Here is a 12,099-nt window from a genome sequence, read left to right on the forward strand (position 1 = left end):
TCAGTGGCCAGTTTTTAGTCGTCAGTTGACAGTGATTAGTGGCCAGGTTTGACCGATTTAAAGGCTTTCCCGCTGATTTCCGCAGATAAATACCGCAGATTTTAAGGGATTTAACTGCACATTGCCGATAATATTTACCACATGATATGTCTAAAAACATTGAAAAAGTACTCCGTTTTGAATTTCCAGTCTAAAAACCATTAATAATTAACCATCAGGTTGGTGCGGCGACAACAGGATTTGGAGTACCGGCCCAGGTTAAATAAACCCGACCCTAATGGAAAACCCGCAAGTGCAGCGCAGCGAAACGAGGATTTGGAATGGAGGGCGGGACGGACTTTAATAAAGGAGCAGAAATTGCTTTACTAATATTTCAAATTACGCTTTTTACTATCTTTAAGGTATACAAGGACATTTAAGGTACACGCCCTGCTTTTGATAATTGAATATTGCTTATTGAATTTTGAAAATTGGTAATTGAATATTGTGTATTGGTAATTAAAAATTTTAAATTAGTATTGCCCTGTACTTAAAAGCACAAGTGTACAAGCACGGATTGGTTCGATATTATGTTGATCTAATAATTTTTCGAGCTCATAATTTTCGGTACCAGGATTAAAGATTACACGTTTTGGATTGGTATCTATTATGTAATCGTAGTATTGCGGTTGCAAAGCTGGTCCGATGTAAAGGGTTACCGTATCGATATCTGTATGCACTTCGCCTTGTTTTTCAATTGCCACACCGGCGACTTCGCCCCTTTTAATGCCTACATTAACAATTTCGTGGTTAAATCTGGTTAGCATATGCGCAGCTTTATAGGCATAACGTGAAGCATCTGGCGAAGCGCCTATGATTAATGTCTTTTTCATTTTGTTTAAAATTTTGAAAGTAATGCAATTTGACCTGAATGATAGGCGTGGTGCTGAATAAGTCCGTTTAGCAGTTCCATATTGGTAAGATTAGTACCTAATGCTGATTTTTCCACTTCATCATTCCAGTTTGCTTGTTTAATCGTTTCGCAATGGCGAATGAGTTCTTCATTTGCGATTTTAAAGTTGAAAATAATCCGCTCCCAAGCCTGAGCTGATTGCTCTAAAGGCTCAGGCCAATCGCCAATCTGGGGTTCGCCTGCAACATTGCCTAGAAGACGTGATGTTACTTCTTCTGTCCACGCGGTTAAATGCAACGCAATTTCTGCAATTGAATGTGCATTTGGAATAAAATGGGTAAATGCGTTTTCGGGCTTCACGTTGTTGAGCGTTTGCATGACATGATTACCGTGCCAGGCATCTCCATTAAAGGCTTTCTGTATTTCGCTGGTTATATTAAACATCCTTTAAGAACAAGCCAAAATATATAATGTTTGCTATTTTACATTCAGGATAGCATTTGCACAGTTTATGCCATCAATTGCAGCCGATACAATTCCGCCTGCATAGCCTGCCCCCTCTGCACAAGGATATAAACCTTTTATTTGCGGGTGCTGATAGGTTTCTTTATCGCGAGGGATACGAACCGGAGATGAGGTACGACTCTCTACTCCTACCAAAATTGCTTCGTTTGTGTAATAGCCTTTTATCTTTTTTCCGAATAATGGAAGTGATGATTTTAAACTATCCGATACAAAGGCGGGCAGTATATTATCGAGCATTACACTTTTTGTTCCGGGTAAATATGAATTTTTAGGCAAATCAATGGATAGCTTATTGTTTACGAAATCCATCATCCGCTGTGCTGGCGCCACTAAATTACCGCCACCAGCTTCAAAAGCGAGTTTTTCTATCTCTGATTGAAAATTTAACATCCGCAGCGGGTCGTAACCTTGAACATCATTTAGCGTAACTTGTACTACGGTACCTGAATTGGCATATGGGTTATTTCTTTTAGATGGCGACCAACCGTTTACTACGATTTCGTTTTCGCCAGTTGCGCATGGTGCAATAATGCCTCCAGGACACATACAGAAAGAGAATACGCCACGGGCGCCTACTTGCTCTACCAAACTGTAATATGCTGGTGGTAAAAACTCAGAACGGGTATCGCAATGGTACTGTGCTGAATCGATAATTTGTTGTGGATGCTCTATCCGAACACCCAATGCGAATGGCTTTGCTTCGATTAGGATGTTTTTGCTGTGCAATAATTCATACACATCTCTGGCCGAGTGTCCGGTTGCGAGTATTATATTATCTGCAAATAATTTATCTTCAAAATTGATTTCAATACCTTTAATTTGTCCAAATTCGATAATAATATCGGTCATTTGGCTATCAAACATCACCTCACCACCAGCATTTAATATGGTTTCTTTTATGGATGTAATAATATGAGGCAACTTATTGGTTCCGATGTGCGGCCGGGCATCAATGATAATGTCCTTTTCGGCACCATGGTCTACAAAAACCTGAAGTACTTTATTGATATCGCCCCTTTTATTGGAACGTGTATATAATTTACCATCAGAATAAGTTCCTGCACCACCTTCGCCATAGCAATAATTCGATTCGGTATTTACTAGACCTTGTTTATTGATTGCAGCTAAATCTCTCCTTCGTTGCTTAACATCTTTACCCCTCTCGATAATGATTGGCTTTAAACCGTTCTCGATGCATTGTAAAGCGGCAAATAACCCGGCGGGACCAGCGCCAATAATTAAAACAGGCTTCGCATTACTGACATTTTGATAGTTTACGGTATAAATTTCTACCTGTGGATTTTCATCAATATAAACTTTTACCTGCAGACGAAAAATAACTTTTCGGGAACGGGCATCGATTGACCTTTTCAGAATCTCGAAGCCTTTTATACGCTTTTGTGGTATTTTTAAAGCCTCCTCGAGTTTTTGATTAATGGTTTCGATTTGCTCTACCTGGTGCGGGAGCAATGTAATCTCGATATCTTTTTGCATACAAGTTGTCAGGTTTTTATCCCGAATTGTAACAAAGGTACAGATTTTGTAATCTTATTTGTAAATTGAAGAAAATTCGATTGAATCAAAACACAAAAACCATAAAAATGAAAAGATTAGTATTTGGAATTTTAGCTGCTGTTATTGCAGTTAGCACGTTAAGTTCATGCGGTTACAACAGCATGGTTAAGCTTGATGAAAATGTAAAATCTAAATGGGGAACTGTTCAAACCCAATACCAAAGAAGAGCAGATTTAATTCCGAATTTAGTAAGTACAGTTAAAGGTGCAGCAAAATTTGAGCAAGGTACTTTAACTGCGGTTGTAGAAGCTCGTGCAAAAGCAACACAAATGACTGTTAATGCGGATGATTTGACACCTGAAAACATTCAGAAATATCAGGCTGCACAAGGTCAGTTAAGCCAGGCTTTAGGAAAATTACTTTCTATTACGGAGGCATATCCTGAATTAAGGGCTACACAACAGTTCAGTGATTTATCTGCGCAGTTAGAAAGCACCGAAAATAGGATTACTGTTGCCCGTAAAGATTTTAACGATGCCGTACAAGAGTACAACGGTAAAGTACGATCTTTCCCTAATAATTTAACTGCAGGTATGTTTGGGTTTAAGGCTAAAGGCTACTTCGAAGCAGATGCAACCGCTAAAGACGCACCTAAAGTAGAGTTCTAAAATTCTGTAAATACATTTAAGGGTAATGGGTGTTTATTTCATAAATATCTGTTACCCTTTTTAATTAAACCTAAAATAAAATCATGTCGTTATTTTCTGATATTGAACAAGATAGAATTGCACATGCAATTGCTGAGGCCGAAAAAGCTACATCAGGAGAAATTAGAATTGCCATAGATAAACATTGTGAAGGTGATGTTTATGAAAAAGCTGTAGACTATTTTACCAAGCTAGATATGGACAAAACCGCACAGCATAATGGTGTTTTAATTTATCTGGCTCATGCCGATCATAAATTTGCCATTGTTGGCGATAGCGGAATTAATCGAGTTGTACCTGCTAATTTCTGGGAAACGACTAAAATTGCCATGCGTGCACATTTTGCCAATGGAAACCTTGCTGATGGAATAATTGCCGGTATAGCCTTAGCAGGAGAAAAATTAGCATTATTTTTCCCTTACCAAACGGGCGATATTAATGAATTGCCTAATGATATTATTTACATCGATAAACAAGAAAACATATAAGTGATGAAAAAAATATTCCTATTATCTGTTTTCAGTTTATTGTGCTTGTTTGCATTTGCACAGGATTTTCCGGCAAAGCCGAATACGCTCGTAAATGATTACGCTGGTGTTTTATCTGCCGAACAAAAAGATAATTTAGAAAGAAAGCTGGTCGCCTTCGATGATTCTTCTTCTACACAAATTGCCGTTGCGGTTTTAAAATCAGTTGGTGATTATGATATTAATGAGTATGCAGTAGAATTAGGCAGAAAATGGGGCGTTGGGCAAAGCGGTAAAAACAACGGAATAATGATTGTTGTTGCTGTTGGCGACAGAAAAATTTCTATCCAAACCGGCTATGGCGTTGAAGGTGCCTTACCAGATATTTATGCAAAGCGAATTATCGACAACGATATTAAACCAAATTTCAGAAATGGCAATTATTATGCAGGCCTTGATGAAGCAACAACTTCAATTATAAAATATACCCGGGGAGAATATAAAAATGATAAACCTAAAGCATCAAAAGGTGGAGGTACTGGTAGCATTGCCATTATAATTATTATTGTAGTCGTAATCATAATCATTATGCGAAAAGGTGGTGGCGGCAATGGTGGCGAAATCATCGGAAGTCGTGGTGCTTCAAATGCCTTATTTTGGGCGATGCTTTTTGGTGGTAGCGGTCGTGGCGGAGGCGGTAGCGGCTGGGGCGGCGGAAGTTCATCCGGTGGTGGTGGATTTGGCGGTTTCGGCGGAGGAAGCTTCGGAGGCGGTGGCTCTAGTGGAAGCTGGTAGGGCTGAATTACGATTTTAGATTGACGAATTACGATTTGGCTAACTGAGGATTGTTATTTGGTAATTGGTCTTCGACTCCGCTCAGACTAACAACTGAATTACGATTTTAAATTGACGAATTACGATTTGCTTAACTGTAACTGGTCTTCGACTCCGCTCAGACTGACAACTATCTCTAAATGACTAATGAACTAAAAAATGTATAGGAAAGATTTAATTACGGCAGAAATTCAGAAGCTGGCTGAGGTTTTGGCTAAAATAATGGGGCTTAAACTAGAGGGTAAGTTTGCAGAGGCACAAAGTATTTTTGATGAAACTATTGCAAATGCTTTTCATTTACCGAAAGCTATTTTAGAAAGTCAAGATTTGGATGGGTTTAACAATTGGTTAGCAGAAAGTGAATTGCCAGCAGAGAAATTAGATTCGCTCAGCGAATTTTTATATTATGAATTAGGAATAAGTCCTGAGCGCAATAAACTCATCGCTCCAAAACTTAACCTCATCTATAAATTATTATCAGATAAACACAAAATTGTTCATTTGGTTAATTTTCATCGTCAGAATAATATTCAACAATATATTTAATTTACGATTTTAGATTTACGATTTTATGATAGAAATTGAGAAGTGGAGTAAAATTGCCTCGAAATATTTAGTTCGGGAGAAATGGGCAACATTAAGGGTTGATACCTGCGAGTTACAAACCGGCGTTGTTAAGGATGATTATTACGTTTTAGAATATCCGAATTGGGTAAATGCAATTGCACTAAATGAGGAAGGGAAGGTAATTATGGTTCGCCAATATCGCCATGCGGCAGATATTATTTCACTGGAAATTCCAGGTGGTGTTATTGATGGAGATGAAGAACCTGAAACGGCGATTAAAAGAGAATTGCTTGAAGAAACCGGCTACAGTTTTAAGACTTGTAAATACATTGCAGAGCTTTATCCAAATCCGGCAACATCTACCAATAAAACCTTTACTTATTTTTTAACAGGAGGTACTAAAACTCATGAACAGCATTTAGATGAGCATGAAATTTTAAATGTTGAAGAATATACCGTGGAGGAAGTAAAGCAATTACTAAGTGAAAATAAAATTGCGCAGGCTTTGCATGTTGCGGCCTTGCATTATGGTTTGGCAGAAATTGAAAAGTTACAAACTACATTATAATTTGCAAAGATTGCTTCGTGCCTCGCAATGACGGTAGATTGAAAATAAGCGCATAAAAAAAGCTGAGCAAGTTGCTCAGCTTTTTTTATGCGCTTATCATGATTAGCTCATTTTTAATTTCTTTTGAATATCGTGAACGTAGGCTTTAAATTTCTTATCTGTATCGATTAAATCTTCTACCGTTTGGCAGGCATAGATTACGGTACTGTGATCGCGACCACCAAAGAAAGCACCAATTGTTTTTAGTGATGATTTTGTATGGCTTTTTGATAAATACATTGAAATCTGACGAGCCTGTACAATTTCGCGTTTACGGGTTTGCGATTTAACCATATCAACCGGAACCTCAAAGTATTCGCAAACCAATTTCTGGATGTATTCCATCGAAATCTCTTTTGAAGTATTCTTGATGAAATTCTTCAACATTTGCTTTGCCAGATTTAAATCAATTTCCTTTTTGTTCAAGGTAGCTTGAGCAAGTAATGAAACCATTGCGCCTTCCAGTTCACGTACATTATTATCAATGTTGTGCGCAACGTACTCTACAACCTCACCTGGTAATTCAATACCATCAGCATACATTTTCTTTCTTAAGATGGCAATACGGGTTTCTAAATCCGGAATTTGTAAATCAGCAGATAAGCCCCATTTAAAACGGCTCAATAAACGTTCCTCTAAACCTGCCAAGTCTTTTGGTGCTTTATCAGAAGTTAAAATAACCTGTTTACCCGATTGATGTAAATGATTAAAGATGTGAAAGAAAATATCCTGTGTTTTCTCTTTACCTGCAAAGTTGTGTACATCATCCATAATGATAACATCCATTGCCTGATAAAAGTTAACGAAATCATTAATGGTATTATTCTTTAATGAATCTACAAACTGTTGGCAAAATTTCTCGCAGCTTACATAAATAACAAGTTTATCTGGCATGCTGCGTTTAATCTCATTACCTATTGCTTGCGCTAAGTGCGTTTTTCCTAAACCTACGCCACCATAAATCATCAAAGGATTAAATGATGTACCTCCAGGTTTCGCTGCAACTGCATAACCTGCAGAACGAGCTAAACGGTTGCAATCTCCTTCAATATAATTTTCGAAAGTATAATTTGAGTTTAATTGAGGATCGACATTTAACTTTTTTAAACCCGGAATAATAAAAGGGTTTTTAATGTCTTTGTTTATCGATACCGGAATTGGCATTGATTGTACTTTTGCTTCTGCCCCATTTCCGTTTGAGGGCATATTTGTTGTGTAAGGACTTCCGCTATTAGAAGACTTGTCTACAACGATATTATATTCTAACCTACCATCTTCCCCGAGCTGTTTTTTAACAGTCTTTCGGAGTAAGCCTACGTAGTGTTCTTCAAGCCATTCGTAAAAGAACAAACTTGGCACCTGTATGGTTAAAACCTTACCTTCCAATTTAAGGGCTGTTATAGGCTCGAACCAAGTTTTAAAACTTTGGTTCGGGATATTATCCTTAATAATTTGAAGACAGTTCTTCCACACTTCTGTACAAGTTTTTTCCATTGCGATTTCTATAATTTATTGGTTTACAGTTCCGATTCGAATTTACGGGGTGGTCCGTTTCGGGACTACGAATATTGAGAAAATTATCAACATTTGAAACAAAAATTTCAATTATTTTGTAACGTATTCATAAGCAGCTAGCTAACCTCCTTAACCTAAATTTTTAATGTGGATAACTATTTGTTAACATAGGTTTTCCACACTCAAAATCGATTTACAGGCTATTTTACCCAATTATTCGAATCAGCATCGGAAAAGCAAATTCTAAGCCATAATCTGATAATTTATTAAATATTTAATCCAAAAACAACTAAAACTACTGATTATCAAACCTGTAATTAAAAACATGAAAAACAGTAATGTGCTATGCAAAATTTGCCAGAAAAATACTGTAGTCATATTTACCCCATTTGGGCAATTTGGATGCAAAATTTCAGGTATGAACTTCTCAAATTCTAATATTCACCAAAGGTTCTACGAAGCACATCGGCAATTTCGCCCAGTGTTGCATATTCTTCAACGGCCACAATAATAAATGGCATCAAATTTTGAGTTCCATTAGCAGCTTCTTCCAGGTTATTTAACGCCTGTTCAACTGCTTTGTTATCTCTGGAGGTTTTCAATTTGGTCAATTTTTCGGATTGAAGCTTTCTAATCGAATCATCAATATTAAAAACTTCTGTTAAACCTTCCTCCTCCTGGATGAATTTATTTACGCCAACAGAGATTCGTTCCCCATTTTCAATTTCTTTTTGATATTGATATGAAGCACCCGCAATTTCATTTTGCATGTAGTCGCTTTCTATGGCATTAACAGAGCCGCCCATTGCATCAATCTTATCGATGTACTTCCAGGCGGCCGCTTCTACTTCATCGGTTAAATTTTCGACAAAGAAAGAACCAGCTAAAGGGTCGACCGTGTCGGTTACACCACTTTCAAAACCAATTATTTGTTGCGTTCGCAAAGCGATTTTTGCCGCAGCCTCTGTTGGGAGCGATAATGCTTCATCATAACCGTTTGTATGTAACGACTGTGTACCGCCCAAAACCGCAGCCATTGCCTGATTTGTAACTCTGATTACATTGTTAAGCGGCTGCTGTGCGGTTAAAGTAGAACCACCGGTTTGGGTATGAAAACGCAGCATTTGTGCCTTCTCATCAGTTGCACCTAGTTCTTTTGTTATTTTCGCCCACATTCTTCTGGCGGCTCTGAATTTGGCTATTTCTTCAAAAAAATTGTTGTGGCAGTTAAAAAAGAACGATAATCTTTTGGCAAAAACATTAATATCTAAACCTTTATCAATTGCCGCCTTGAGGTAGGTTTTGCCGTTAGCCAAAGTAAAGGCCAATTCCTGCACAGCTGATGAGCCTGCTTCCCTTATGTGATAACCTGATATGGAGATGGTATTCCATTTTGGCACTTCGCTGCTACAAAACTCAAAAATATCGGTTATCAATCGCATAGAAGGTTTCGGCGGATATATATAGGTTCCGCGGGCAGCGTATTCTTTTAATATGTCGTTTTGAATCGTTCCAGAAATTTGTTTTAAATCTGCACCCTGTTTCTTTGCCAAAGCGATATACATGGCTAATAAAATAGAAGCTGTGGCATTTATAGTCATGGATGTTGTGATGTCTTTCAACTCAATGCCATCAAACAGAATTTCGATATCTTTTAACGAATCGATTGCCACACCAACCTTGCCTACTTCACCCTCAGCCATTTCATGATCGGAATCGTAACCAATTTGCGTGGGCAAATCAAAGGCAACCGATAAACCTGTTGTGCCTTGCTTTAATAAATAATGATATCTTTTGTTAGATTCCTCCGCAGTTGAAAAACCAGCGTATTGCCTCATCGTCCACAACCGACCACGATACATATCCTTTTGAATCCCTCGTGTAAAAGGAAATTCACCAGGCTTTTCTTCAATCGGTTTAGCAGAAGTGTAGAGTTCCTTTATCTCGATGCCCGATGTTGTGGTATGTTTTTTATCGCTCATATTTGGTTGATTGGTTTTTTCGTTGTTTGGATTTTTGGTCGTCCGGCTATTGGTTTATTAGCTGTTTCGTTCCGGTTCCTGGTTTATTGGTTATTGAGTTTTTTACATAACAACTAAACCCCTAACCAAACAACTAATCACCTAACCAACCAAACAACTAACTAAAACAGTTGCTGTATATCTTTTTTAATCAATTCAATCGTTAAATCGTAAGGATTTTCATCAATTGTAGCCATGTGTTGGAGAATTGCTTTGCTTAAATCTATTCCATTTGAATCAGCGGGCAAACCCTGTACAGCATTGTTGATCATTCCAAGCGTGTCGTCTTTTAATTTACGTACCACATTCCAAGTTGTAGTGTTAACATATAATTGTTGGGTAATGTTATGCTGATATTCAGATCGGATTTCATTTAAAACTCCTGCTTGTAATGTAGCAATATCGATTCCCTGCTGATGCAAGCGCACCAATAAATTTGCGGGATTAATTCTATCAATGAAAATTATCAAACGTTCGTGCGCCTGTAATCTTAATGGCAAAAGCTGTGCTCTGCTTTCCTTATTCAATTCGATAGTTTTTAGGTTAAAAAACCGTTGAATATCATTTCTAACTAAATAATAAATGGCAAATAAAGCTAAAGCAATCCCTACAAATAAGGTAATAACATCTATAATGATTTGTTGTGCAGTCATATCTATTGTTTAAATACGGTAATATTACTCATCCGTTAAAAGCAAAAATGTACATTATTATTTATATTTGTAAAAGATAAAATTTAAATAACATGAGTACTACAGTTGATACAGCATTTGCACCGGTTTCTTTTTCTGAAGGAGCAACTAAAGAGTTATTAAAATTAAGAGATCAGCAAGAGATAAGTGAAGATTACGGTTTACGCGTTGGTGTTGAAGGCGGTGGCTGCGCAGGCATGAACTATGTTTTAGGTTTTGACCAGAAAAAAGATGGCGACCAGGAGTTTCTTATCGAAGGCATTAAAGTTTACATGAACAAAGCACATCAAATGTACTTAATGGGCATGATGATTGACTGGCAAGACGGTTTGAACTCAAGAGGTTTTACCTTTGTAAATCCAAATGCAACCAGCACTTGTGGTTGCGGAACAAGTTTTTCGGCATAAAGAAAATAATATTGTAACATATTGCACAGTCCCTTTGTCTAAACATCGGGACTTTTTTATTTTTATAGATATTTGTCTGCCACTATTAATTGTAAAACTCCAACAAACTAAATGAATTACAGGGAAAATATCAGGCTCGCACTGCAATCAATCAAAAGTAATCGATTACGTACAATGCTTACCGCATTAATTATTGCTATTGGCTTGAGTGCTTTAGTTGGTATTTTAACCACTTTAGATGCGGTAAAAGCGAGCATGACCAGCGCTTTCAGTAGCATGGGTGCTAATTCATTTACCATTCGTAACCGGGGTACAGGTATTAGAATTGGCGGACAAGGAAAAAGACCAAAACCATTCAAAGCGATTAGATACGAAGATGCAGTTAAGTTTAAGGATAGTTTAAATACACCGGCAACTGTAGCGGTTAGTGTATTTGCTAGTGGCGGCTCTACCGTAAAAAACGGCAGTTTAAAAACCAATCCAAATATTAATGTTCAAGGTATTGATGAGAATGGTTTAGCGGCACAAGGCTTGGGCTTATCTAACGGAAGAAATTTTAGCAAATCGGAAGTTCAACTGGGTAGCAATGTTTGTATTGTTGGTAGCGAGGTTGTGGATAAATTATTTAAAGATACCGAGCCAACTGATAAAATGATAAACGTTGGAAACAACCGTTTTAAAATTATTGGCGTTTTGGCAGCTAAAGGTTCGAGTATGGGTTTTAGCGGAGATAGAGCCGTTTATGTTCCTTTGCTAAAGGCCAAACAAATTAATTCTAATGCAAATCCATCTTACACCATTACCGTGATGGTGCCAACGAACGATATGCAGGAAGCCGTAATTGGAGAATCGACCTCGTTATTCAGAAATATCCGTAAGGTAAAAGTTAACGATCCGAACAATTTTGAAATCACTAAAAGTGATGCGATTGCTCAAACACTATTCGAAAACTTAGCTTTTGTGGCGATTGGTGGTGTTGCGATAGGAATTATTACGTTAATCGGTGCCTCAATCGGATTAATGAACATTATGTTGGTATCGGTAACAGAAAGAACAAGGGAAATTGGCATACGTAAAGCCATTGGTGCAAACCCAAAAGTTATTCGTCGCCAATTTTTAATTGAAGCTGTTGTTATCTGTTTAATGGGCGGAACTTTCGGCATATTTTTAGGAATCGTTATCGGCAACCTGATTTCGCTCGCGATGGGTGGCTCATTTATAATTCCGTGGGTATTTATTTTCGGTGGCTTTGTTATCTGCGTTGGAGTTGGAATAATGTCTGGCTATTATCCGGCTAAAAAAGCATCGAGATTAGACCCTGTAGAAGCGTTGAGATACGAGTAAAAAATA

The 12,099-nt window shown here is 37.6% G+C and carries 13 protein-coding genes; 7 read left to right on the forward strand and 6 right to left on the reverse strand.

What is annotated here, in order from left to right; all coding sequences use genetic code 11:
* Positions 1-512: 512 nt before the first annotated feature.
* The 3 genes from R2Q16_RS19305 to R2Q16_RS19315 are packed head-to-tail and all read right to left on the reverse strand — an operon-like array spanning position 513 to position 2,911.
* Positions 513-872, reverse strand: coding sequence for a CoA-binding protein (locus tag R2Q16_RS19305; RefSeq protein WP_316739579.1), 360 nt, complete (start codon positions 870-872; stop codon positions 513-515).
* Between the two features lie 5 nt (positions 873-877).
* On the reverse strand, positions 878-1,336 hold the full coding sequence (locus R2Q16_RS19310) for a DinB family protein (protein ID WP_316739581.1): 459 nt from the start codon (positions 1,334-1,336) through the stop codon (positions 878-880).
* Positions 1,337-1,369: 33 nt separating this feature from the next.
* Entirely contained in the window at positions 1,370-2,911 is a 1,542-nt protein-coding gene (locus tag R2Q16_RS19315) for an NAD(P)/FAD-dependent oxidoreductase (RefSeq protein ID WP_316739583.1), read from the reverse strand.
* 107 nt (positions 2,912-3,018) lie between these two features.
* On the opposite strand from R2Q16_RS19315, the gene R2Q16_RS19320 reads away from it, so the two are divergent.
* From R2Q16_RS19320 to R2Q16_RS19340, 5 genes are all read left to right on the forward strand, one after another.
* Positions 3,019-3,600 carry a LemA family protein gene (locus R2Q16_RS19320; RefSeq protein ID WP_316739585.1) on the forward strand — a complete coding sequence of 194 codons (582 nt, stop codon included), beginning with the start codon at positions 3,019-3,021 and terminating at the stop codon, positions 3,598-3,600.
* Between the two features lie 83 nt (positions 3,601-3,683).
* Positions 3,684-4,127: a TPM domain-containing protein gene (locus tag R2Q16_RS19325; RefSeq protein ID WP_316739587.1), complete on the forward strand. Its 444-nt coding sequence runs from the start codon at positions 3,684-3,686 to the stop codon at positions 4,125-4,127.
* Between the two features lie 3 nt (positions 4,128-4,130).
* Entirely contained in the window at positions 4,131-4,901 is a 771-nt protein-coding gene (locus R2Q16_RS19330) for a TPM domain-containing protein (protein ID WP_316739589.1), read from the forward strand.
* Between the two features lie 198 nt (positions 4,902-5,099).
* On the forward strand, positions 5,100-5,486 hold the full coding sequence (locus tag R2Q16_RS19335) for a hypothetical protein (protein WP_316739590.1): 387 nt from the start codon (positions 5,100-5,102) through the stop codon (positions 5,484-5,486).
* A 25-nt stretch (positions 5,487-5,511) separates the two neighbouring features.
* A complete protein-coding gene (locus R2Q16_RS19340; RefSeq protein WP_316739592.1) occupies positions 5,512-6,075 on the forward strand; it encodes an NUDIX hydrolase in 564 nt (187 codons plus the stop codon).
* Between the two features lie 102 nt (positions 6,076-6,177).
* Here the strand turns inward: R2Q16_RS19340 and dnaA are convergent, their stop codons facing one another.
* From dnaA to R2Q16_RS19355, 3 genes are all read right to left on the reverse strand, one after another.
* Positions 6,178-7,608: a chromosomal replication initiator protein DnaA gene (dnaA, locus tag R2Q16_RS19345; RefSeq protein ID WP_056088409.1), complete on the reverse strand. Its 1,431-nt coding sequence runs from the start codon at positions 7,606-7,608 to the stop codon at positions 6,178-6,180.
* 455 nt (positions 7,609-8,063) lie between these two features.
* Positions 8,064-9,611 (reverse strand): methylmalonyl-CoA mutase, encoded by a 1,548-nt coding sequence (locus tag R2Q16_RS19350; RefSeq protein WP_316739597.1) that lies wholly within the window; start codon positions 9,609-9,611, stop codon positions 8,064-8,066.
* Positions 9,612-9,772: 161 nt separating this feature from the next.
* Positions 9,773-10,303: a hypothetical protein gene (locus R2Q16_RS19355; RefSeq protein WP_316739598.1), complete on the reverse strand. Its 531-nt coding sequence runs from the start codon at positions 10,301-10,303 to the stop codon at positions 9,773-9,775.
* Positions 10,304-10,395: 92 nt separating this feature from the next.
* On the opposite strand from R2Q16_RS19355, the gene R2Q16_RS19360 reads away from it, so the two are divergent.
* Positions 10,396-10,749 carry an iron-sulfur cluster assembly accessory protein gene (locus R2Q16_RS19360; RefSeq protein WP_316739599.1) on the forward strand — a complete coding sequence of 118 codons (354 nt, stop codon included), beginning with the start codon at positions 10,396-10,398 and terminating at the stop codon, positions 10,747-10,749.
* A 111-nt stretch (positions 10,750-10,860) separates the two neighbouring features.
* Positions 10,861-12,093, forward strand: a complete 1,233-nt coding sequence (locus R2Q16_RS19365; RefSeq protein ID WP_316739600.1) for an ABC transporter permease — start codon at positions 10,861-10,863, stop codon at positions 12,091-12,093.
* Positions 12,094-12,099: the final 6 nt, after the last annotated feature.

Source organism: Pedobacter aquatilis (assembly GCF_032678425.1).
In the GTDB taxonomy this organism is placed as follows: Bacteria; Bacteroidota; Bacteroidia; order Sphingobacteriales; family Sphingobacteriaceae; genus Pedobacter; species Pedobacter aquatilis_B.